Here is a 22284-nt window from a genome sequence, read left to right as displayed (position 1 = left end):
ATAGCATTGTTTTTTCCAAAGATAATAAATATTAACTTTGTCTTCTTTTGATAATTTAGACATAGTAAAACCCCGAAATTTGGTTGTCCAAATTTCGGGGTTCATATCATTGCAGGTCTGACTTTTTTGATTTGACGATGATAGAATCGCAGCTTTCATTATTACAAGAGTGCTTCCAAAGTTGGCAAGTCCTCAACTACCTGGGTTGGTTTGATTTCTGCCGGGCTTTCTTTGTGATTGGGATTAATCCAAATAGTGTCGAGTTGATAGTTTTGGCCACCTAGGATGTCAGAAGTTAAGCCATCCCCAATCATTACTGTATTTTCCTTGGTCATTTGTGGATTATCTTGGAAAATGCGGTCGAAGAAGGCTGCGTCGGGTTTAGAAGCACCAATCATTTCAGAAGTGAAAATTTGGTCAAAGTACTGATCTAAGCCAGTTTCCTTGAGGCGCAGGCGTTGAGTGGCATCCTGGCCATTCGTACCAGCGATAATCGTATATTGATTTTGTAGGTGTTGCAAGATTTCGGTGGCATAGGGGAGCATCCGATAATTATGGTCACGCAATGTGGCGTATTCTTGCTCAAGTCGGTCGGCATCATAGTCGATTCCAAGAGTTTCGAGGGTCTTTTTGAAACGCTCTTCAAAAATTTGTTGGCGAGCAATTTCTTTGAATTCGTATTGTTGCCAGAGATGGTGGTTAATCTCTTGGTAAGTTTCTAGTGCATGGTCTAAATCAGTGCCTGTTAAGCCTAATTCATTTGAAAAAAGCTGACGAATGGCGGCGATTTCGCCTCCAGTAAAGTCCAAGAGGGTGTCATCAAGGTCAAAAATCAAGTATTCATAGGTCATGCTACAATCCAACTTTCTATACTATAATTAACTTTAATTATGATAACACGGTGGTTAAAAGACAACCCCTTAATTTTTGTTTTATTTTAAAAGAAAAAGGGACGTGCCAAACTGATTTTAAAAAATAATTAAAAAACGTCCTTTGTTATCAAATTTTAATCTTGATAAACTTGACGAAGCCCCCCTGGTTAGGTGTTTAATGGGGAGGTAATATTTTTTGTTAAAATGCTAACGAAAGAAGGAATGATTGTCTGATGAAAATCGAGAAGAAGCATGTTGTCGGGATTGTCCTGGCAGTCGTGGTTTCGCTTTTTGCCCAATTTTTGAGTAAATATTTACCGCAATTGGGAGCCGAAAGTTTGGCCATGATTATTGGGATTTTGTTGGGAAACACTATTTTTGCTGGTGACCTGTATGGTGCTGGGGTTAAGTGGTCAGAAAAATATCCAATTGAGATTGGGATTGCTTTGCTGGGGTCGACTTTGACCTTTAAAACCCTTTCCAAATTAGGATTGAATGGTATTGTCTTTATCATTATTAATATGGTCTTGGTGATTGGGATTGTCTTCTTGTTGGGGAAGTACCTGTTTAAGGTCGATGATAACAGTACGATGCTGATGGGTGCCGGCAATGCTGTCTGTGGTTCCAGTGCCATTGCCGCCGTTGCGCCCGTTATCAAAGCCAAGGATGACGACCGTCGAACAGCAGTCGCAACCGTTTCCCTGACCGGAATGTTGCTTTTGCTGACACTACCAAGTTTGTCACACTTCTTATTTGGTAATAATGATCTATTGCGTGGGGCCTTAGTTGGTGGCACAGTCCAGTCTGTTGGGCAGGTTGTTGGAACCGCTTCCTTGATTAACTCAAACGTTGTGACCTTTGCAACGCTGTTTAAGCTGTTACGGGTCATCATGTTGGTCTTTGTGGTTGTTTTGTTTGCTTACATTGCCAAGCGTAAGAACGCAAAGGAAGCAGTCGCAGAGGATGAAAAGGCTAAAATTACGATTTTACCTTGGTATATCATCGTCTTTGCTATCTTACTGGTAGTGAATTCAATCATTGCTTTGCCGACTCCAATTCATCAATTTAGCCACACGGTGTCAACTTTCTTCGGCGTAGTCAACTTGGCTGCGATTGGCTTGAACTTGAAATGGTCAGTTATCAAAAAGAGTGGGGTCAAGTTCCTTAGTTTTGGTTTCTTGGTCGGCACTGTTCAAGTTTTGCTCGCTGTTGTTTTGATTCATTTGTTCTTTTAAATATTCGTTGAAAAATTAGTCCTGACGTCAACCGTCAGGACTTTTTTGTGTTAAAATAATCATATTAAGGGCATATGCAGGCGAAACCCGTATCAAATTGCCGTCGAAAAAAGGAGGCTTTTTTGATGCGCATTCATGTTTTGCAACATACACCAAACGAAGGACCAGGGAGCATTGCTCGTTGGTCACAGAAACACGGTCATGAGATGACCGTTCACCACCCAGCTCATTTTCAAGATGTCTTGCCAAAGGCGGAAGATGTTGATTTCTTAGTTATTTTGGGTGGACCAATGAGTCCTAATGATGACTTGCCTTGGATTGCTGAAGAGCGGTCATTAATTGCACAACTAATGGCCCAGCATAAGCCGATTTTTGGGGCGTGCTATGGTGCTCAGCAAATTGCTAAGGTTCTTGGGGGCGAAGTTCTTGATGCCCCTTATAAGGAAGTTGGTTGGGCACCGGTTAAGCGGGTTAGTGACCGTATTCCAGGCTTACCGGAGAAAGTGGAAGCGCTCCATTGGCATGAGCAAATGTTTGCCATACCTGATCAGGCAGAGCTGTTATTCAGTACTGATTTGGTCAAAAATCAGGGTTTTGTCTTTGAAAATCTCTTAGGATTACAGTTTCACTTTGAGCCAGAGGCTGACAACGTCCGCGAAATGGTTGCTAATGATAGCGCGTATGCCAACGACGCTAAAAATGCTTTGCACCAAACAGGAGCTGATATTTTAGCTCACGGTGTCCCAAGCAACAATCAGGGAATAATGTTCTTGCTGTTGGACTATTTAGTTGACCAAACAAATTAAATTTAGGCAAAAATAAAAGGGCTGTCATTGATGACAGTCCTTTTATTGTGCATTGACTCAATTGACTTAGTCTTTGATAACGAGTAGGTGAATCAATTTGTCGTAACCAGTGCTTTCATCAGCATCGCTTACACGTAATGGGCCAGCAATCACTCGAGTAACGCCAGCCAAAACTAGTGTTCCAATAATGACCAAAGCAAGTGTTACCAAAACGGCGATTGCTTGATGACCAAGCAAGTCCCAGTGGCCAGAAATTAAACCAGCGGCACTACCTGGCAAGTTCTTATCAGCGAAGACACCGGTCAGAAGAGCACCAACGGTACCGCCGATTCCGTGAATACCAAAGGCATCCAATGTGTCGTCGTAACCAAAGAAGTTCTTAATCGTTGTGATGCTGACAAAACCAAGGACGCCAGCAATCAAGCCCATCACAATAGCAGCCCATGGTTGAACGTAACCAGCTGCTGGCGTAATTGCGACCAAACCAGCTAAGGCACCGGTTACCAATCCATCGAGTGTGACCTTCTTTTGAATCTGGTAAGCAATCACTCCCCATGAAAGAACAGCTGCTGATGAGGCAACCCATGAGTTAATCAAAGCCACGATGGTTTGGTTGTTAGCAGCTAAAGCTGAACCAGAGTTGAATCCGAACCAACCAACCCAGAGTAAGAAACCACCAACCAAAACATAGATTGGATTCGTTTGATGTGGCTTTTGATTGTTACGTGGGCCGAGAATCAAAGCCAATACCAAGCCTGTGACACCAGATGAGATGTGAACAACAGTACCACCAGCGAAGTCAATAGCACCCAATTTAGCTAAGAAACCGTTATCCCAAACCATGTGGGCAAGGGGAGCGTAAATGAAAATCAACCATAATGTTAGGAAAGTTAACATTGACTTCAACCGCATCCGTCCAACCACTGAACCAGTGATGATGGTAATGGTGATAATTGGGAACATTCCTTGGAAGATGGCAAAGGCACCATCTGGAATGTTCAAACCGCGAGTAGACCCTGAAAGGGAGACGTGGTTCAGTCCCAAGTAATGTAGGTTTCCAATAAAGGAACCAGATCCACCAAAGGATAAGCTATAACCTAACAATGCCCAGACGACTGTGGCTAGACCAATCAGCAATACTGATATACCAACCGTATGCAACAAGTTTTTCTTGTCGCCTAATCCTGCGTAAAACAATCCCAAACCTGGGGTCATGATCCAAACCAAAACGGCTGATGTCAGGACCCAAGCAATACTTCCACTATCCATGTGAATTCCTCCAAGTACTGTTTCCCTGCTATTTATTACAGGTCTTATCATACCGCTTGTTATAACTGTACCAATTTAAATTTGGTAGCTTTCCTGACAAAGATTATATGCCTTGTTAGGCAAAGGGGGGTATATTCGTCAGTAAATATTCGGGAAACGCGATGAATTGCTGACCTGGTGACCGAATACGCCAGGGTTTTTATCAATAAGGAGAACTCATGTTTGACACTGCTGATGATTTTATTCGACGTGATCCTGCTTTACAGCACCGCTACCAGGTTTTGCTTTTCCATACTGGTTATAAGGCGGTCAGGGCTTATCGCAAAAGCCATTACCTCTGGACGCATGGCCACCCATTTTTGGCTCAGTTACTTGCGACCCATAGTAAGAGAAAAACCGGGATTGATATTCATCCCGGTGCAACAATTGGTAAAAATCTAGTGATTGATCACGGTGTCAACGTCGTGATTGGTGAAGAAACCGTGATTGGCGATGATGTGACGATTTACCAGGGCGTCACCTTAGGGGCACGTTGCGCTGTGAAAGATGGCGTGCGGCGTCATCCAACCATTGGCGACCGAGTCTTAATCGGTGCTGGTGCTAAGGTAATTGGGAACATCCATATTGGCCAGGATAGCAAAGTCGGTGCCAATGCTGTTGTTTTGCAAGACATTCTTGCTGGTCAGACGGTTGTGGGTATTCCTGCCCGTGTGGTTAATTAATGAAAATCAGCTGGGTTGAGTTTTTGAAAGAGGACAACTGTTGATAAAAGTGTCGTAAATTTTTTGTAAATGGCTCAGAGCGCGCATTAATGCGGCCTGTCAATTATGTCGTCTTTTCCTAATTAAAATTGAAACGATTCATAGAAAAAAGCAAAGTTAACTTTGCTTTTTTGTTAATTTAAAATCAACTGATTAGGAGCCTGATTTAGATAGAAAGTAAAACTTTTATATTAATTGCTAATATGTATAATATATTACGTAAGATATTATAAATTAAAGAGAGATGGTTTTATGATGCGAATTAAGATGTTTAAATCGGGTAAAAACTGGGTCATGATGGGAGTGGCGATTGCTGGTGCCTTAACTTTCGCGGGTATTTCCGCGAGTGCTGATGTAACTAGCGCACAAAGTAACAACCAGGCAACGGCGACTGCCACGGTGAACTCATCAGGGCAAAGCCAACAGAAGGCTGCTGATCAGGCTACAAGTGGCAGTTCAAATGATACAAATCAAGCGGACACGGTTAACGATAAAAGTGATTTAGCACAGGGCTCAAACAACACAGCAGCAACTAGTGATGCGAACGTCAAGACAACGACTACAAATAGTACGAACACTGGCTCAGAAAGTACTCAACAATCGGCTGATGATTCAAAGCAATCAGCCAAAACAACTGAAAGTCAATCTACCGTAAGTACTAGTGATAGTCAGTCAACGTCATCTGACCAAAATCAAAAGACTGTGACTAATAATCAATCTGCAGCAACGACTAGTAATAATCAAAAAGCGACTGACAATCAACCGAGTCAACGCGATACGGCACTGACTAATTTTGCTCAGCAGCATGTTAATGGTTATATCTATTCACCTGATGTTTCAGGAGCGAATGGTGGTTGGAATTGGTTTGTTGATGGAAAGCCCTACACAGGCTTCCAATATCATGAGGGAACTTATTACTGGTTTGTTGATGGTGTCCGACAAAATCAGGGTTGGCGGAATGCTTGGAATCTGAACTATTATACAGACCAAGATGGTCGTGCTGTCCAGGGTATTCAAAACATTAATGGTCAGGATTTTGATTTTGGTAATGATAACACGTATTACTTGCGATCAACTGGTTACCTTTATGACGGTTCAGCGCAAAATGGTGGATATCGTTGGTACGACAATGGTCAACTATATTCTGGCTTTCGTGGTTATATGGGCACTTACTATTGGTTCTTGGATGGTGTTCGACAAAATGAAGGTTGGCGTAGTGCCTGGGGCTTAACTTACTACACTGATCAAGATGGTCGTGCTGTCCAGGGCAGCCGGATTATTGATAGTAAGTTATATGATTTTGGTGATGACAATACCTACTATGAACGGCCGTTAAATGGTTATTTGTGGGATGGATCAGCTCAAAATGGTGGTTACCGTTGGTATGATAACGGTAATCTTTATACTGGCTTTAAAGCCTACACTGGCACTTATTACTGGTTTGTCGATGGTGTTCGGCAAAATCAGGGTTGGCGGAATGCGTGGGGGCTAACATATTATACGGATCAAGATGGCCGCGCTGTACAAGGTATTCAAGGCATTGATAACGGTACTTATTTCTTTGGTGATGATGGTACTTATTACATGCGAACTAACCAATACTATACGGATGGTAACAGTATCTATTATGCTGGTGGTGATGGTCGTGCATTGACTGGTAACCAAAATGTTTTGGGCCGTTCAGTTTCGTTCGATGGTAACGGTCGTTTAGATGTTAGCCAGTTGAATATTGATTTTCCTCATGTTTCTTTGAACCAAGGACAACTAGGCGCACCAGAAGGTTGTGAAGGCGTTTCATTCCAGATGGCGCTTTCCGCCAAGGGCAAGAATGTGCCAAATATTCACGACATTTATAATCAGATTGGTTATGGTTTTAACGTTTCAGCTGACCAAGGTTTCCATGGCAACCCATTTGGCTACGGCCAATGGTATACTCAAACGGTTTTGGCCTCTGCTTTGGCCCGAAACTTGAACGGCGTCTTTGGCGTTCAAACCAAGGACATCACGGGAGCCGGTGTCAATGACGTGCTGGTTCAATTATTATCATGGAACCCAGTTATTACCTACGTCCCATGGAACTTGCAGCTTAATAATGCAAGTAACAACTTCCATGTTCAACTGATTTACGGTTACCAAAATGGTGGCTTTAAGATTGCTGATCCACTACAAATTGCTCGTGGTGCCAATTATTGGCTGTCAACAAGTGATTGGCAGTATTTGAACTCCAATGTGCAGCCAACTGGCTATGGTGCACCAGCTTCCATGAACGTTGCCGTAATCTAAAACAAACGATTGGATTGATAAAAATTAGGACATTGTCCTCTCTTCTGTCACTTGAAGCTAGGCTCAAAACTGAGCTTAGCTTCTTTTTATTGCGCTACTATCCTGTTTTCTTGCTATAATAGAATAAACTTAATGAAGGAAAAAGTGCATGGCAGACTGGCAGAAAATTGTTGTAAAAGTGGGAACAAGTACCATTGTGGACCTGGATGGGCAAATCAAATACCCGGTTGTGAACCGTTTAGCTCAAACACTATCGACCTTGCAAAAGGATGGTCACCAGGTGCTATTGGTGACTTCAGGTGCCATTGGAGTCGCTTTGAACCAGATGAATTTGCACCAGCGACCAAAGGAAATTCCAAAGCAACAGGCGCTCGCTGCCATTGGGCAGGGGTATTTAATGTCTTTGTACCACCAAAGCTTTGCCTTCTATCAGCAGCAGGTTGGGCAGGTTCTTTTGACTTATGATGTCTTTGATAACCCAGTCATGCTAGAAAATACTACAAACGCCATTGAAACACTTTTTGACCAAGGTGTGATTCCGATTATTAACGAAAACGATGTGATTGCCGTTGACGAGTTGGATCACCAACACTCGTTTGGTGATAACGACCGCTTAGCCGCATTAGTGGCGAAGCAAATTCAAGCCGATGGCTTAATTATTTTGAGTGATGTTGATGCACTTTATACGGCTAACCCAAATATTGATCAAAATGCCAAGCCAATTCACCGAGTTGAAGAGATTACGGAAACAATTTGGCTTAGTGCAACGGGTTCAACTTCCGGTTTGGGCACTGGTGGCATGAGCACGAAGTTAGCGGCAGCTGATTTAACGATGAAAAATGGTCAAAAAATGGCCTTAGTGAATGGGAATGACCCGGCCAATATTCTTGCTGTGATTGCGGGAGAAGAAATTGGGACACTTTTTGAGGAATAGACGATGACAATAGTTGAAAAAATTGGCCAACAGGCCAAAGAAGCAGCACAAGTTGTTGCGCAATTATCAACACAAGACCGCAACCAAATTTTATTGTCGATGGCTGAAGCCTTGCGGGAACAAAAGTCAGCTATTATGGCCGCAAACCAAACGGATTTAGCCAGTGCAACAGCACTTTCTGGCCCAATGCGCAATCGCCTAACGCTTGATGATGCGACGATTGAGGGCATCGCTACTTCCTTGGCTGCCGTGGCGGATCTTGACGATCCATTGGCTGGCCCATATGAAAATTGGGAACACCCATCTGGATTCAAAATTATCAAGAAAACTGTTCCACTTGGAGTGGTAGCAATGGTCTATGAGGCCCGTCCGAATGTGACGGTGGATGCAGCCGCCTTGACGTTCAAATCAGGTAACGCCGTGATTTTACGTGGTGGTAAAGAAGCAATCCATTCCAATATTGCCTTGGCGCAGGTGCTCCGTTCCGTACTGACGGACCATCAATTGAATCCTAATATTATTCAATTGATCACCGATACCACACATGATTCTGTTAACGAGTTGCTCCACCTTCGTCAATACGTAGACGTCTTAATTCCTCGGGGATCTGGCAGCTTTATTGACTTTGTGGTGACGAATGCCACCGTACGAGTGATTGAAACTGGGGCAGGCAACACGCACATCTTTGTGGATGAAGATGCCGACCAGGATCAGGCAATCGAAGTGATTGTCAATGCAAAAACGCAAAAGCCCGCTGTCTGCAACGCCGCCGAAAAGCTATTGATTCATGAGAAAATTGCTGCTGAATTCTTGCCGAAGGTGGCTTCGGCCTTGATTGAAGCTGGTGTTGAACTACGCGGCGACGACCAGGCTGTGGCTATTGATGGCCGTCTCTCACTAGCCACACCAATTGATTGGGATACGGAATACAATGATTTAATCATGGCGATTAAGGTTGTGACCGATATCGATGCTGCCATTGATTGGATTAATGCGCATACGACTCACCATTCTGAAACTATTCTTGGTCAAAATGCTCAACATGTTGCTGATTTTATGAACCGAGTGGATGCAGCGGTGGTGTACCAAAATGTTTCGAGCCGCTTTACGGACGGTTTTGAATTTGGCTTTGGTGCCGAAATCGGTATCTCCACGCAAAAGTTGCACGCTCGTGGGCCAATGGGCTTGCCAGCGTTGACTACTATTAATTACGAAGTTTTTGGCGATGGCCAAACTCGTCATTAAAATCAAGCACCCAGACGATTTCTTGTTAAATAGTTCAAAAAGTTATCAATCTTTTTGAACTATTTTTGTTTTCTGTTACGATTTTAGAATAAAAAGGTGTAAACTAAAAATATGCAAAAAAATACCTTTCATTTTAATACAAATCGATTGATGGTCATTATTAACGGGGCTTTGGTTGGTGTTTTAACCGGGATTGTGGTGTCTGTTTTTCGAATGAGCATTGAACACTCGCTTTCGTGGTGGCGTGATATGTATACGTACATTAAAAACGGCCACTGGTCAATGCTTGTTCTCGTTGTTTTTATTAATTTAGTAATCGGCGTGATTGTCGCGATGTTAGTGAAAAAGGAACCCAATATCGCGGGTTCTGGGATTCCGCAGGTTGAAGGGCAGTTGATGGATCAACTGCATTTAAATTATTTTTCGATTCTATGGCGGAAATTTGTTGCCGGTATCTTAGCTATTGGTTCGGGCCTGATGTTGGGACGCGAAGGCCCCTCGATTCAACTTGGAGCCGCCGTCGGACAGGGGGTTGCTGAAACCATCAAGGTTGATCATAGTCAAAAAAAGTCACTGATTGCGGCCGGTACGGCTTCGGGTTTGGCTGCCGCCTTTAATGCACCGTTAGCTGGTGTGATGTTCGTCTTGGAAGAAATCTACCATAGTTTTTCGCCGGTTATCTGGCTGGGGGCATTGGCCGGTTCTGTGATTGCTGATGCAATTTCCACGATTGTTTTCGGCCAGACGCCGGTTTTGGCGGTTGGACAATTACCAATCATCCCAGTCCGCCTCTATGGTCTTCTATTAATTTTGGGACTTGTTCTCGGTTTGCTTGGTTTTCTGTACCAAAAAACGCTCTTGGCCAGCCAGAAGATCTATCAATGGACACACTTACCAAAATACCTGAATGGTTTGATTCCACTGATGCTTGTTATTCCGTTAGGTCTTTTTTGGTCAAACGGTCTTGGTGGGGGCAATAATTTAGTCTTAGCGCTTGGTCATCACGTTCCAGGCATCAAAATTTTATTGGCCATGGTACTGGTTCGCTTTATCTTTTCGATGATTAGTTACGGTTCAGGCCTTCCCGGAGGAATTTTTCTACCAATTTTGACACTCGGTGCTTTAAATGGTGCCATCATTGGTCAGCTCTTTGTTATTTTTGGCTGGTTATCTGCGTCCTATCTCATTGATTTCGTGGTTATCGGCATGGCGGCTTATTTTGCGGCTATCGGGAAGGCGCCTTTTACTGCCATCATCCTGATTATTGAGATGGTCGGTTCCGTAACCCATTTTTTGCCGTTGGCCTTTGTCAGCTTAGTTGCTTACCTAGTGGTCGACTTGTGCAACGGTGCACCAATCTATGAATCATTGTTGAACCGTCTTTTGCAAAATCAGGAAGAGGATGGTGGCCAGCAGTTGATTACCTTGGAAGTGCCAGTTTTGGCCGGTACAGTTTTAGAGGACCGTGAAATTCGCGATATTGATTGGCTCAGTCAAAGCTTAATTACGATGGTGAAGCGGGGAAATCAAAGCTTACTACCAGCTGGAGACCTGATTTTACGGCCGGGAGATACCATCTATGTTCGGACGGCACAAGCCGAATCGAAAAAAGTTCGGGCATCGCTTCTATTGAAAATGTAAAAATATTGAAAAGGTCCAATTCAGTGTTTGCTGAGGAAGCCCTTTTGTTATAATATTTTTTTAAAATCAGCACAAGGAGAGAAGGTCATGGGCTATCAGAAAATACTCGTAACGGGAGGCGCTGGTTTTATTGGCGCTAACTTCGTTCGTTATCTGTTGGAGCACAATCATAAAGTCGAAATCACTGTTTTAGATAAGTTGACTTACGCCGGTAATTTAGAAAATCTAGCTGATTTACCAACTGAACGACTGCATGTAGTGGTTGGCGATATTTGTGACGCGCCACTGGTTAATCAGCTGGTTCAGACCGTCGATGTCGTGATTAACTTTGCGGCGGAGAGCCATAATGATAATTCGTTAGCCGACCCAAGGCCATTTTTGGATACGAATATTATTGGTACCTATACGTTGCTGGAAGCGGTTCGCAAATACCATGTTTTCTATCACCACGTTTCGACGGATGAAGTTTTTGGTGACTTACCGATTGATTCCACGGCGGCTTTTCAAGAGGAATTCCGCTATCAACCTTCGTCACCATATTCGGCAACCAAGGCGAGCTCCGACCACCTAGTTCGGGCTTGGGTCCGGTCTTTTGGTATTCAGGCTACGATTTCAAATTCGTCGAATAATTACGGCCCTTATCAATATGTTGAAAAACTAATTCCAAGGACAATTGCTACTGTTATGAGTGATGAAAAGCCCCAAGTATTTGGTTCGGGGAAGCAGGTGCGTGATTGGCTACACGTGACGGACCACGTGCGAGGTCTGTTAGCTGTGTTGGAAAAGGGAAAAAACGGTCAAACCTATCTTTTTTCGGCTAATTGTCAGTTGAGTAATTTAACAGTTGTGCAAAAAATCTTGCATCAGTTGGGCCAGGATTCCTCGAATATTTTGCATGTTGCTGACCGACCGGGTCATGATCAGCGTTACGCCTTGGATGCTAGCCGGACGATGGCAGCCCTTGACTGGCACCCGGTCTTTACTTTTGATGCCGGGCTGAAAGAAACAATTACCTGGTACCAAAATCACCAGGATTGGTGGCAGAAAGCGCACTCGATTGTCGAAGCTAAGTACCTTCAGGAAGGACGTCGATAAAAAATGGTTGAAGAATTTTTTATTCGTGAGGCAACGTTGCTCGATTTAGCAGCCCTTCATACGCTCAACACAAATGAGTTGGGGTATGATTATCCAATTGAGAAGGCGAAAAATCAGTTATTGCAATTGCTGGAAGATCAACGTCACCATCTGTTGGCGGTTGCTGAAAATTCACAACACGAGATTTTGGGTTATCTTCATGCCGAAGTTTATCAGGAAATATATGCTGATTCTGCGTTGAATATTTTGGCATTGGCGGTCAACCAGTCAGCGCAGGGGCAGGGAATTGGCACGGCTTTAATTGAGTGGTTAGAGGAGGCGGGCAAAAACCGAAAAATTCGAATCATCCGGCTTAATTCTGGTGCAAATCGCCAAGATGCCCATGCCTTTTATCGACATCTTGGCTTTGAAGAAGTGAAAACGCAAAAGAAATTTGTCTTAGTAAGTGATTGACGGTTTATTCCGTAAAGCGAGACGGAGTGTTCGATCGGTAAACGCCTTCCGAAATTGGTATAGGTGTTTTTTTAATCAATATTATTCTAATTAAAGTATATAATCACTGATTTAACAGCGTTTTTTATTAGAAATATTATTTTATCCTTTAAAACTTACAAAAATTGTTATAAGTATGCTACAATAATATTAGTCATACTTATTAGTTTAAGAATACTTTTATTCACTCTGATGGCGTCGTACTTTCATACATATCTGAATATTAATTTTGACAGTTAATTGTGCCAGTATTCCAATTAGCTAAAAACCTACATGTTAATCGCAAACGATTAGCCGAAATTGTTCGCTTTTTATCTATGAAGAGACACGATTTCAAAATTCGGGGACTTACACCACTTTATTGTCGGCGCCGAACTTTGAGTAGTATGCAACTGCCAACACGGTCACGCAAGAGAAGACGTGCCGTGGCCAGGAGACCATCTCTGGTGTGATACCTTCTCATGAACCATTGAAAGGAATACTCATGCAAGCATTCCAAAAAGGAGTTCAAGCAACACTCAAGGCTCTTGGGACAAAACCGGACCAAGGGCTTTCGGAAAATCAGGTCGAGAAAAGCCGGCAAGAACACGGGAAAAACGTTTTCGTTGCTGAAAAAAAGACATCATTAGCTAAGAAAATTTTGCTTAGTTTAAAGGATGTGGCAACTATCATTTTGCTGATTGCGGCCGGGATTTCCTCTGTCGCCACTTATTTGGAAGGAAGTAATAATTACTTCGAAAGTCTGTTGGTGATTGGGATTGTGGTCATCAACTCAGCATTGTCCATTTTCCAAGAAGGAAAGGCGGAGAGCTCTTTAGCCGCCTTGAAGGATTTGAATAAGAGCCAGGTTAAGGTTTTGCGTGACGGCCAGCCGGAATTAATTGATTCGGATGACGTTGTTGTCGGCGATATTTTGCTCTTAGAAAACGGACGATCCATCGCCGCTGATGCGCGTTTAATTGAAGCTGTTGAATTGCAGACAGAAGAGTCTGCATTAACTGGTGAAAGTTTACCCGTTGAAAAAGATGCGGAGGCTACTTTTGAGGGAGACAAGGACGTCGACCTCGGTGAACGAGTAACGATGGTTTATCGTGGTACGACCGTTGTTAACGGTCATGGGCTTGCCATTGTCACGGCCGTCGGAATGGCAACCGAAATGGGTAAGATTGCCAGCCTGTTGAACAACGAAAACAGCACGCCATTGACACCATTGCAACGTCGTTTGGCTCAATTAGGTCGTAATATTTCTTATTTGGCCATTATCTCGGCGATTGTCGTCTTGACGCTGGGAATTGCCCAAGGGATGGATTTGAAGCACATCTTCTTAACGGCCATCTCCTTAGCCGTTGCCATTGTGCCGGAAACGTTGCCAGTGATTGTGACTATGACGTTGGCCCTTGGTGTTCAACGGATTGCCAAGAAGCACGCTATTATTCGTCGATTACCAGCGGTGGAAACGTTGGGAACAACCAATGTCATCGCTTCGGATAAAACTGGAACTTTGACGCAAAACAAGATGACAGTTCGTCAAGTTTGGCAAGCGAGTCAAAATCAGTTATCAGCCACAGCAGATGGTATCACACCTGAGGCCGAGGAAGTTTTGTCACTGGCAGCAATGTCAACAAACGTTACCGTAGCGGAAGATGAAGATGGGGAAACTCGTTTTGATGGCTTGCCAACGGAAGTTGCTTTGGTGAGGGCTATTGACCCAATTAAAAGTCGAGAAGACTTATTGACTGAATATCCTGTAGTTGATCAGGTACCATTTAATTCAACAAAAAAGCGGATGACAACCGTTCATCAGCGACCAGATGGTGGTTACATTGCCATCACTAAGGGAGCCTTTGATGTGTTGGCACCAATGTTGGCAAAGGGTGATGTTGCCGAAGCCGAAAAGGTTAACCAAACTTTCGGTCGTCAGGCACTGCGTGTGTTGACTATTACCAAGCATGTCTTTGATCAGCTGCCTGAAGAACCAACTCAGGAATTTTATGAAAGTAACTTAGAATTGGTCGGCTTGGTCGGTATTATTGATCCACCACGTCTGGAATCGGCAGCGGCTGTTGCCCAGGCAAGACAAGCCGGGGTTAAGACGGTGATGATTACCGGTGACCACGTTGAAACGGCGAGTGCCATTGCTCGTGAAATCGGGATTTTACAACCCGGTGACAAAACATTAACTGGTGCCGAATTGGCGCAATTATCCGATGCTGAATTGGATAAGAATGTTAAAGATTATAGTGTTTATGCTCGTGTAACGCCAACTGATAAAATCAGAATTATCAAGTCATGGCAGCGACAAGATGCTACGATTGCCATGACGGGTGATGGCGTCAATGATGCACCGGCCCTGAAGGCAGCCAATGTTGGTATTTCTATGGGTCAAACCGGAACCGATGTTGCCCGTGGTGCTTCTGATATCGTTTTGACGGATGACAACTTTGCGACAATTATTAGTGCCATCGAAGAAGGACGAGGCGTTTATGTTAAGGTTCGTAAGACCATTAATTTCCTTTTGTCCGCTAACATCTCGGAATTAATTGCTATCTTGATTGCCATGATCTTAGGCTGGGGTTCACCGTTACTCCCAATCCATCTGCTCTTTATCAACCTTGTAGCCGATGGTTTGCCAGGATTCGCCTTGAGTCGCGAACCAATGTTAACAAACGTGATGGATAAGGCGCCAATGCCCAAAAATGCATCACTGTTTAGCCAGGGAGTTGGCCGACAGATTGCCTTAAACGCATCGCTCTTCGCGTTGGTGACCTTAGGAGCCATCTGGCTTGGTCAAAATGTGGCCATGGGTGGTATCGCTACTTCAGAAGAGGTTGGTCAGACAATGGCCTTCGTGGTCTTGTCATTAACGTCGATTATTCACGTTTTCAATATCCGTTCTGAAAAGTCGCTCTTTTCAATTCGTTATGGTGCTAACCCATCGTTGGTTAATATGGCCATCTTAGCCACATTGATTACCATTGCCGTTTCCGTGATTCCGGGTGTTCAAGGACTCTTCGGCTTGGTTGGCTTATCAGCTAGCCATTGGCTGATCATCGTTCTCTTAACTGTTGTGCCGACAATTATCTTAGAAATCCTGAAGAAAATCAGTCCCAAGCTCTTTCAGGTTTAATGACTAACAACTTACTCGAAAGGTAAATGCGCATGCAAGCGAAATCGCAACCCGAACGCCGAAAAAGAGGCTTTTCAATTAGCAGTATTTTCATTATCTTAGGTAGTTTTATTGGTATTAACCAGGTTGAAAAGGTTTATCCCGCTATTCAGGATAATCTCTTCTTGAACTTTATCATCTTCGTTTCGATTTATTCAGGACTAAGTCTGGTTGTATGGGTGTTTCGCAAAGCAAAGCAGCACTTACTACCATAAAATATTAATAGTGAAAAAGAAGGCCCGTTGCTTGAGCAACGGGCCTTTTTCTGTCTAGTGGGTTTGATTTTTAATCATAAAAAGTCGGCTAAAATACCGACTTTTTGTATTGCCATGAATGGAAGAACTCTTAATGATTTTTCCAAATGGAGGCTAAAACGGATCCCGAGATATTGTGCCAGACAGAAAAAATAACTGCTGAAATGGCGGAAGCAGGTTCGAAAAATGAAATTGCTAGCGTGGACGCAAGGGCCGAGTCTTGCATACCAACTTCAAACGTAATTGCCTTCTGTTGGGCAGTGTCCATTTTGAATAGTTTGGCAAACAAAAAACCAAATAGATAGCCCAATAAATTATGCAACATAACAATTGGAATTAAAGCAAGTGTACTAACAGCAAGAATCGTTTTTGAATTAGCGGACAAAACGGCCAGAATAATCAAAACAATCATCACTTGCGAAACTAATGGCATCACGTGGATAATTTTTTGAACATGTTTTTGAAAAATCATATGAACAGTCAATCCCAAAGCGACTGGGATAACTACAATTTCAAATGCTGATAAAAACATTGACTGGAAGGGCACATCAACCCATTTTCCTGCTAACATTTTGAGCAGCAATGGCAACATAAACGGTGCCAATAATGTTGAAAGCAAGCCAATGGACACGTCCAATGCAACATCACCACCGGCTAAAAATGACATGACATTGGAGGAGGTTCCGGATGGGTCAGAACCAACTAAAATAACGCCAACGGCTGCAGCAACAGTTAAATCAAATAAGTGTACTAACAAGAATGCCAAGAAGGGCATAATAACGTAGTGAGCAACAGTCCCCATTAACGCTTGAACAGGCCTTTGGGCTACCCGTTTAAAATCAGCTGGTGTTAATGTAATGCCCATGCCATGCCAAACAAAACAATCATTAATAAGATTGAGACGGCGGAAAGGTTACCAACTTTGGTTGTGGCAATCACTGTTCCTGGCTTAGGTAAAAAGAGTGCAATTAAGACGATTAGCAGGACAAAGAGAGTAAAAAATTTATTAATTATATCGGACAATTGTTTGGCTTTTTGCATATTTTTCTTTCCTTTTTTGTTAATAGACTCCTAAAACAAGTTTGGCATAGTCGCTCATCATATTTTTATTCCAGGCGGGGCTCCAGACGAGTTCGACGACGACTTTTTCGACCTCAACGAGATTCATTAAGGCACGTTCAATCATGGTTTTTAAAGCCTCTGTTAAGGGACAGCCCATCGTGGTTAATGTTAATTGAACAGTTACGCAATGATGATTATCCATCGATAATCCGTAAACTAAACCAAGATTGATGATGTCACATTTCAACTCAGGATCAATTACTTCTGAAAGCGCCTGGACCATTCTGTTTTTAAGGTCTTCTGCTTCAGTTTCCATGAAAGATACCTCGTTTCTTTAACCGAAAAGTTCATCAGCTCCCTTTAAGACAGCACCGGTATTTGCTGAAGTCACAAGACTTTGGTAGCGAGCAATCCAACCATGCTTGATTTTAGGCTTAAAAGGTTTTAATTGTGTTTTTCGCTCTGCTAATTTTGCGTCACTAACATGTAAGTGGATTGACCGGTCAACCAAATCAATCGTAATTTGATCGCCATCATGAATTAAAGCGATTGGTCCTTGATCAGCTGCCTCGGGACTGACATGTCCAACTGAGATACCGCGAGTTGCTCCGGAAAAACGGCCATCAGTAATCAAGGCAACTTCTTTTCCTAGTCCCATCCCAGTTAAAGCGGATGTTGGACCAAGCATTTCGGGCATGCCTGGTCCTCCCTTTGGTCCTTCATAACGGATAACCACTACGTGACCGGCATGAATTTGACCAGCATCAATGGCCTTGACAGCGTCGCCTTCTGAGTCGAACACAATGGCTTCTCCCGTAAACTGTTTGACACTGGCATCGACCCCACCAGCTTTAATGGCTGCGCCATCCGGTGCAAGGTTACCGTAGAGGATGGAGATGCCACCTTCTTTGGAATAAGGATTTACATCAAAGCGCCTGATAATTTCGTCATTTAAAATTTCGTGGTTAGCCACGTTTTCTCGAATGGTTTTCCCAGTCACGGTCATGCGATCAGGATGTAAAATATTACCCATGCGGACAAGTTCGTTCATGATTGCTGGGATACCACCTGCCTGATGAACATCTTCCATTGACCAGTTGGATGATGGCGCAATTTTGGCTAGATAAGGAACTTTTTTGGCAATCTTATTGATATCTTCTTGGTTATAGTCAATTCCTGCTTCATGAGCAATTGCTAAAACATGAAGAACGGTGTTTGTTGAACCGCCCATGGCCATATCAAGCGCAATGGCATCGTCAAGCGCTTCTTTGGTAATCAAATCTTTTGGTTTCACGTTTTCTTTGACTAAGCGCATTAGTTGCTTAGCACCTTCGCGAATCAGGTCACGCCGTTCTGTTGAGGTCGCCAATGCTGTCCCGTTATAGGGTAGGGTAACTCCAAGCATTTCCATTAAGGTGTTCATTGAATTGGCTGTGAACATCCCCGCACAAGAACCACACGTTGGACAAACGTTTTGTTCCATTTGCAAGAATTCGTCTTTGGTCATCAATCCTGATTTAAATGAGCCAACTGCTTCAAACATTGTTGAAAGGGTAGCGGCGTTACCCTTGGCATCTAGTCCGGCTTTCATTGGGCCGCCCGAAACGAAAATCGAAGGGACGTTGCACCGCAGGGAAGCCATCAACATTCCGGGTGTGATTTTGTCGCAGTTTGGCAAGAAAAAGACGCCATCAAACCAGTGAGCAGTAATCACTGTTTCAGCGGAATCAGCAATTAATTCCCGTGATGGTAGGGAATAGCGCATCCCGGAATGGCCCATCGCGATGCCGTCGTCAACGCCGATTGTATTAAATTCAAAAGGAATACCGCCCGCTTCACGAATTGCTTCTTTCGCGATATCGGCTAATTCTCGCAGATGGGTATGACCTGGGACAATTTCGACGTATGAATTGCAAATGGCAATAAAGGGCTTCTTCATATCCTCGGGATTTTGAACTTGTCCTGTTGCATAAAGTAGAGAGCGAGCAGGGGCTTGATGGACCCCTAATTTAATATGATCAGAACGCTGTTTCAAATCATCGCTTGTAACTGTAAAAGAAAATTCATCTTTCATGTTTTGCTCCTTTTGTTCTTGAATTTAATCAAATTCTAATCTAATCGGATGGCGAAACAAGAAAATATTCTAATTTTATATAACAGGAATCATCATCTTACAGGCTTACGGGTGAAATCAGTAGTAAAAGTTGACAATTGACTGTTTCGAATTAAGATTAACATTATAAAAAAATTAGAAAACGAATACATAAAATGGAATATCGCAATGAATTAATTTTGAATACTGTGATTGTCGTCAAACTACCTATTATTTTTTGATAATTAGTAGTTTATTTTTCGTTGATTGCCTACTAATTAAAAATTGAGTAGGCAGTTAGAGGTGGTTTCAAAAAGCAGCTAACTGATGTTAGCTGCTTTTTTCATTTCATAGTGGGGAGAATTATGATCAATACTGAAAAGTTTGTTGAACGGCGAAACATTCTGAAGCTTTCTCAAAGTGACCTTTGCAAAGACATCTGTACACAATCGACCTTATCCAAGTTTGAAAATCAGCAGAGTGTACCAACGTTTGAAATTATGGTTCAGTTATGTGAACGTCTCGGTTTGACGTTAGATGATGTCTTCCCGGTTAGCCGGACACATTCGGTCAATCAAAATGAACAATACCTCAAGCGATTGCAACATGTACTCTTTCATCAAGATGGCCAATTGGCGGCAACATTGTTAGCCGAAGCTGATTTAAATCAATTTAGTCATGATGAGCAAAATGACTACTGGCTGCTATCTTATTTTCATTTAGTGATTTTAAAACTAGACTTTGCACAGGCACATGCCATCCAGAAAAAGTTAGCCAATCGTCAATTAGGAGCCATACAAGCGGTATTCTTTCAGGCGACTACCATGTTTTACTACCATCTCAAAGAAGATAGGCGTCGCGCGAATAGTATTTTTAGCAAGTTATCGCAGCAACAAAATCAGATTGATTTTTCACAACAGGTTGGCTTACAAATGGGTATCTTCTATTTGTTAGCGGAGTTTCAATTACAAAATCAGAATTTTTCAGTTGCCGCTCAAATTGCAGCCGACGGCATTGACGTCGCCAAAATCAATAGTACCACCTTGTTTCTGGAAAACTTTTATTGGCAACTTGCCCAGGTGGGGGAGCAGTATCATTACCAGCAGATTATTATGAATGAACTGATTGAGAGTGCTCGAATCATTGCCAAGATTCACAATAACCAGTTGATTTTGTTATCCATTCAAAATTATCAAGCGAGTAAAGCGGAGGTAAGCAATGGCCAATCAAAAAGAAATGCAAAAGAAGATTACAACATCTCTTTCTCGGGTAATTGATCCAGAATTGAAAATTGATATCGTCAACCTTGGACTGATTAATCAGGTAACTGTTCAGGGGAATCGCGCAATCGTTGATTTGACACTGACGACATTGGGCTGCCCGTTAACCAAAATTTTAGAAAACGATATTCGCAATCAATTACTTTCATTGAGTGAAATTCAAGAAGCCGAGGTCGTCTTGACTTGGGAACCGGCATGGAATCGTGGACGGCTGTCACCCTATGCCCGAATTGCTCTTGGGTTATAAAAGGACATTTGCTTTTTCGGTCAGCCTTTTTTATAATTTCCAATAGGAATTGTTCGTTTTTTGAACGTTTATTATCATAATCCTGTTTCAAAAGTTTCGATTTATATACGAATTTTTGGCTGAATTCTTGCTATTATCAGAATATGGGCTGATTTTTAAAATGTTTATTTTTCTTATAGGAAATTTTTTCTGTTCGCTGAGTTTTAACGGGTAAGATAAAGTCACTCATTTAAGCACAGAGGAGGAAGAAAAAATGGATAAGATTACGGATGCATTGGCAGTATTGAAGAAGGGACAACCGGTCATTGTTGTGGACAACGAAGATCGAGAGAATGAGGGCGATTTGATTGCCCTTGGCGAGAATATAACGCCTGAAACGGTTAACTTCATGGTTACCAATGCCTCGCGGGTTGCTGTGTGCACCAATGGCACCCGAACTAGCCGAAAAATTTGGTTTACGGCAAATGGTTGATGATAATCATGAAACGAATCAGACCGCCTTTGCAATTTCGGTTGATGGTGAACATGTGTCAACAGGGGTCACGACTGGTGTGTCTGCCTTCGACCGTGCTCGGACGATTGCCCAATTGAGTAAGGACGATGCGACGGAAAAAGACTTTGTCCACCCAGGTCACACATTTCCATTGGTGGCAAAGTCGGGAGGTGTCTTGGAGCGTAATGGTCATACCGAAGCGGGTGTTGATTTGGCCAAATTAGCTGGAACGGCACCGGTAGCGGCAATCATCGAGATTCTTTTACCAGATGGTCATATGGCTCGTCAGGCTGATTTAGTTCAGTTAGCCAAAAAATGGCAATTACCAATGATTTCAATTGCTGATTTGCAAGTGTACTTACGAGAGCAAGCTGAATTAAAAGCGATTGCTGAATAATAAAAGTGAAATTAAGAATGTAAAAGGGGTGGGGGACCATGTCGAAAGATGTCTTTGCGGAGGTTCAACGTTTAGGCGCCATGATTCGTGAATTACGTGAAACTCGTGGCATGTCTGCCAATGATTTGGCTGAAGCAACGGGCTTATCGACGAGTGTGATTTCAAAGTTTGAACGTGGCCAAACAGATATCCATTTGAGTACCGCTATTCAATTATTGCGTTATATGGGCTTAACATTGGCAGACATCGGTGAAGCCAACGTTTTTGATGGTTTTGCCACTATTGATTGGGCTGAAAAAGCTTATCGGTTTGTTGATGATCAACGGGTTTTGAAACGAATCATGGTTCGTTTAGCACAAAAAGAACATCTACTCCGTCATGAGCAAGTTTTGGAAACGATTATTATGCTCCGACTTGGCCAACCGGTGTCTGCGGATGAAGACTTGTTTAGCTATTTTGAGGATATCGAAACGTTTTTAAGTTTCGACGCTTACCTAGTTCTCCTTGCCAGACCTTATTTGCCTGCCTGGCTTGTCCAACATATCGGTAAAAAATTAGGTACATGCAGTTCACAGCAAGTACCAATTGTACAAGTTGCCCAGGAGCAATACCATCAAATTGTCTCCTAAAAAGAATTAAATGACTTAAAAAAGCTACAAC

20 protein-coding genes and 1 pseudogene are annotated in these 22284 nt (G+C 42.9%); 16 read left to right on the top strand and 5 right to left on the bottom strand.

Features of this window, described 5'->3' with window-relative positions:
• Positions 1 to 161: 161 nt before the first annotated feature.
• The gene (locus AABI08_RS03440) at positions 162 to 851 is read right to left on the bottom strand and encodes a YjjG family noncanonical pyrimidine nucleotidase (protein ID WP_338343725.1); all 690 of its coding nucleotides are present in this window, start codon (positions 849 to 851) and stop codon (positions 162 to 164) included.
• Positions 852 to 1105: 254 nt separating this feature from the next.
• On the opposite strand from AABI08_RS03440, the gene AABI08_RS03435 reads away from it, so the two are divergent.
• Both AABI08_RS03435 and AABI08_RS03430 read left to right on the top strand, forming a co-directional pair.
• Positions 1106 to 2107, top strand: a complete 1002-nt coding sequence (locus AABI08_RS03435; RefSeq protein ID WP_338343726.1) for a YeiH family protein — start codon at positions 1106 to 1108, stop codon at positions 2105 to 2107.
• 125 nt (positions 2108 to 2232) lie between these two features.
• Complete coding sequence (locus AABI08_RS03430) at positions 2233 to 2913, top strand: type 1 glutamine amidotransferase (RefSeq protein ID WP_338343727.1); 681 nt, start codon at positions 2233 to 2235, stop codon at positions 2911 to 2913.
• A 66-nt stretch (positions 2914 to 2979) separates the two neighbouring features.
• Here AABI08_RS03430 and AABI08_RS03425 read toward each other — a convergent pair whose 3' ends face one another.
• The gene (locus AABI08_RS03425; RefSeq protein WP_338343728.1) at positions 2980 to 4182 is read right to left on the bottom strand and encodes an ammonium transporter; all 1203 of its coding nucleotides are present in this window, start codon (positions 4180 to 4182) and stop codon (positions 2980 to 2982) included.
• A 218-nt stretch (positions 4183 to 4400) separates the two neighbouring features.
• Between AABI08_RS03425 and epsC the strand changes: the two genes are divergently transcribed.
• From epsC to AABI08_RS03380, 9 genes are all read left to right on the top strand, one after another.
• Positions 4401 to 4904, top strand: coding sequence for a serine O-acetyltransferase EpsC (gene epsC, locus AABI08_RS03420; RefSeq protein WP_059393351.1), 504 nt, complete (start codon positions 4401 to 4403; stop codon positions 4902 to 4904).
• 291 nt (positions 4905 to 5195) lie between these two features.
• A complete protein-coding gene (locus tag AABI08_RS03415; RefSeq protein WP_338343729.1) occupies positions 5196 to 7226 on the top strand; it encodes a KxYKxGKxW signal peptide domain-containing protein in 2031 nt (676 codons plus the stop codon).
• 148 nt (positions 7227 to 7374) lie between these two features.
• Positions 7375 to 8160, top strand: coding sequence for a glutamate 5-kinase (gene proB / locus AABI08_RS03410; RefSeq protein ID WP_338343730.1), 786 nt, complete (start codon positions 7375 to 7377; stop codon positions 8158 to 8160).
• 3 nt (positions 8161 to 8163) lie between these two features.
• Positions 8164 to 9405 carry a glutamate-5-semialdehyde dehydrogenase gene (locus tag AABI08_RS03405; RefSeq protein ID WP_338343731.1) on the top strand — a complete coding sequence of 414 codons (1242 nt, stop codon included), beginning with the start codon at positions 8164 to 8166 and terminating at the stop codon, positions 9403 to 9405.
• A 111-nt stretch (positions 9406 to 9516) separates the two neighbouring features.
• Complete coding sequence (locus AABI08_RS03400; RefSeq protein WP_338343732.1) at positions 9517 to 11046, top strand: ClC family H(+)/Cl(-) exchange transporter; 1530 nt, start codon at positions 9517 to 9519, stop codon at positions 11044 to 11046.
• An 87-nt stretch (positions 11047 to 11133) separates the two neighbouring features.
• Complete coding sequence (gene rfbB / locus AABI08_RS03395) at positions 11134 to 12141, top strand: dTDP-glucose 4,6-dehydratase (RefSeq protein ID WP_338343733.1); 1008 nt, start codon at positions 11134 to 11136, stop codon at positions 12139 to 12141.
• A 3-nt stretch (positions 12142 to 12144) separates the two neighbouring features.
• Positions 12145 to 12594, top strand: a complete 450-nt coding sequence (locus AABI08_RS03390) for a GNAT family N-acetyltransferase (protein ID WP_338343734.1) — start codon at positions 12145 to 12147, stop codon at positions 12592 to 12594.
• A 523-nt stretch (positions 12595 to 13117) separates the two neighbouring features.
• A complete protein-coding gene (locus AABI08_RS03385) occupies positions 13118 to 15760 on the top strand; it encodes a cation-translocating P-type ATPase (protein WP_338343735.1) in 2643 nt (880 codons plus the stop codon).
• A gap of 32 nt (positions 15761 to 15792) precedes the next feature.
• Positions 15793 to 16014, top strand: a complete 222-nt coding sequence (locus tag AABI08_RS03380) for a hypothetical protein (RefSeq protein WP_338343736.1) — start codon at positions 15793 to 15795, stop codon at positions 16012 to 16014.
• Positions 16015 to 16144: 130 nt separating this feature from the next.
• Here AABI08_RS03380 and AABI08_RS03375 read toward each other — a convergent pair.
• The 3 genes and pseudogenes from AABI08_RS03375 to ilvD all read right to left on the bottom strand — a co-directional run bounded on the left by AABI08_RS03375 (position 16145) and on the right by ilvD (position 19189).
• A pseudogene (locus AABI08_RS03375) lies at positions 16145 to 17094 on the bottom strand (bile acid:sodium symporter family protein).
• Between the two features lie 19 nt (positions 17095 to 17113).
• Positions 17114 to 17431: a metal-sulfur cluster assembly factor gene (locus tag AABI08_RS03370; RefSeq protein ID WP_338343737.1), complete on the bottom strand. Its 318-nt coding sequence runs from the start codon at positions 17429 to 17431 to the stop codon at positions 17114 to 17116.
• Positions 17432 to 17449: 18 nt separating this feature from the next.
• Positions 17450 to 19189 carry a dihydroxy-acid dehydratase gene (gene ilvD / locus AABI08_RS03365; protein ID WP_338343738.1) on the bottom strand — a complete coding sequence of 580 codons (1740 nt, stop codon included), beginning with the start codon at positions 19187 to 19189 and terminating at the stop codon, positions 17450 to 17452.
• A 383-nt stretch (positions 19190 to 19572) separates the two neighbouring features.
• Between ilvD and AABI08_RS03360 the strand changes: the two genes are divergently transcribed.
• The 5 genes from AABI08_RS03360 to AABI08_RS03340 all read left to right on the top strand — a co-directional run bounded on the left by AABI08_RS03360 (position 19573) and on the right by AABI08_RS03340 (position 22253).
• Positions 19573 to 20484, top strand: coding sequence for a helix-turn-helix domain-containing protein (locus tag AABI08_RS03360; protein WP_338343739.1), 912 nt, complete (start codon positions 19573 to 19575; stop codon positions 20482 to 20484).
• The gene (locus AABI08_RS03355; RefSeq protein WP_338343740.1) at positions 20426 to 20734 is read left to right on the top strand and encodes a metal-sulfur cluster assembly factor; all 309 of its coding nucleotides are present in this window, start codon (positions 20426 to 20428) and stop codon (positions 20732 to 20734) included. Before AABI08_RS03360 ends, AABI08_RS03355 begins: the two co-directional genes overlap by 59 nt.
• A gap of 253 nt (positions 20735 to 20987) precedes the next feature.
• Complete coding sequence (locus AABI08_RS03350) at positions 20988 to 21206, top strand: 3,4-dihydroxy-2-butanone-4-phosphate synthase (RefSeq protein WP_338343741.1); 219 nt, start codon at positions 20988 to 20990, stop codon at positions 21204 to 21206.
• Entirely contained in the window at positions 21160 to 21624 is a 465-nt protein-coding gene (locus tag AABI08_RS03345) for a 3,4-dihydroxy-2-butanone-4-phosphate synthase (protein WP_338343742.1), read from the top strand. The genes AABI08_RS03350 and AABI08_RS03345 overlap by 47 nt, the downstream gene beginning before the upstream one ends.
• 38 nt (positions 21625 to 21662) lie before the next feature.
• Positions 21663 to 22253: a helix-turn-helix domain-containing protein gene (locus tag AABI08_RS03340; RefSeq protein WP_338343743.1), complete on the top strand. Its 591-nt coding sequence runs from the start codon at positions 21663 to 21665 to the stop codon at positions 22251 to 22253.
• Positions 22254 to 22284 lie beyond the last annotated feature (31 nt).

The sequence above is a fragment of the Fructobacillus evanidus genome, assembly GCF_963580165.1.
Lineage (GTDB): Bacteria > Bacillota > Bacilli > Lactobacillales > Lactobacillaceae > Fructobacillus > Fructobacillus evanidus.
Note: the sequence above shows the minus strand (reverse complement) of the source record. Positions and strands in the feature narration are given on the sequence as shown.

What these genes read in the sequence shown, in the direction of transcription:
- AABI08_RS03440 (WP_338343725.1), bottom strand. Translation starts at nt 851, where the DNA reads ATGACCTATGAATACTTGATTTTTGACCTTGATGACACCCTCTTGGAC.
- AABI08_RS03435 (WP_338343726.1), top strand. Translation starts at nt 1,106, where the DNA reads ATGAAAATCGAGAAGAAGCATGTTGTCGGGATTGTCCTGGCAGTCGTG.
- AABI08_RS03430 (WP_338343727.1), top strand. Translation starts at nt 2,233, where the DNA reads ATGCGCATTCATGTTTTGCAACATACACCAAACGAAGGACCAGGGAGC.
- AABI08_RS03425 (WP_338343728.1), bottom strand. Translation starts at nt 4,182, where the DNA reads ATGGATAGTGGAAGTATTGCTTGGGTCCTGACATCAGCCGTTTTGGTT.
- epsC (WP_059393351.1), top strand. Translation starts at nt 4,401, where the DNA reads ATGTTTGACACTGCTGATGATTTTATTCGACGTGATCCTGCTTTACAG.
- AABI08_RS03415 (WP_338343729.1), top strand. Translation starts at nt 5,196, where the DNA reads ATGATGCGAATTAAGATGTTTAAATCGGGTAAAAACTGGGTCATGATG.
- proB (WP_338343730.1), top strand. Translation starts at nt 7,375, where the DNA reads ATGGCAGACTGGCAGAAAATTGTTGTAAAAGTGGGAACAAGTACCATT.
- AABI08_RS03405 (WP_338343731.1), top strand. Translation starts at nt 8,164, where the DNA reads ATGACAATAGTTGAAAAAATTGGCCAACAGGCCAAAGAAGCAGCACAA.
- AABI08_RS03400 (WP_338343732.1), top strand. Translation starts at nt 9,517, where the DNA reads ATGCAAAAAAATACCTTTCATTTTAATACAAATCGATTGATGGTCATT.
- rfbB (WP_338343733.1), top strand. Translation starts at nt 11,134, where the DNA reads ATGGGCTATCAGAAAATACTCGTAACGGGAGGCGCTGGTTTTATTGGC.
- AABI08_RS03390 (WP_338343734.1), top strand. Translation starts at nt 12,145, where the DNA reads ATGGTTGAAGAATTTTTTATTCGTGAGGCAACGTTGCTCGATTTAGCA.
- AABI08_RS03385 (WP_338343735.1), top strand. Translation starts at nt 13,118, where the DNA reads ATGCAAGCATTCCAAAAAGGAGTTCAAGCAACACTCAAGGCTCTTGGG.
- AABI08_RS03380 (WP_338343736.1), top strand. Translation starts at nt 15,793, where the DNA reads ATGCAAGCGAAATCGCAACCCGAACGCCGAAAAAGAGGCTTTTCAATT.
- AABI08_RS03370 (WP_338343737.1), bottom strand. Translation starts at nt 17,431, where the DNA reads ATGGAAACTGAAGCAGAAGACCTTAAAAACAGAATGGTCCAGGCGCTT.
- ilvD (WP_338343738.1), bottom strand. Translation starts at nt 19,189, where the DNA reads ATGAAAGATGAATTTTCTTTTACAGTTACAAGCGATGATTTGAAACAG.
- AABI08_RS03360 (WP_338343739.1), top strand. Translation starts at nt 19,573, where the DNA reads ATGATCAATACTGAAAAGTTTGTTGAACGGCGAAACATTCTGAAGCTT.
- AABI08_RS03355 (WP_338343740.1), top strand. Translation starts at nt 20,426, where the DNA reads ATGGCCAATCAAAAAGAAATGCAAAAGAAGATTACAACATCTCTTTCT.
- AABI08_RS03350 (WP_338343741.1), top strand. Translation starts at nt 20,988, where the DNA reads ATGGATAAGATTACGGATGCATTGGCAGTATTGAAGAAGGGACAACCG.
- AABI08_RS03345 (WP_338343742.1), top strand. Translation starts at nt 21,160, where the DNA reads ATGGCACCCGAACTAGCCGAAAAATTTGGTTTACGGCAAATGGTTGAT.
- AABI08_RS03340 (WP_338343743.1), top strand. Translation starts at nt 21,663, where the DNA reads ATGTCGAAAGATGTCTTTGCGGAGGTTCAACGTTTAGGCGCCATGATT.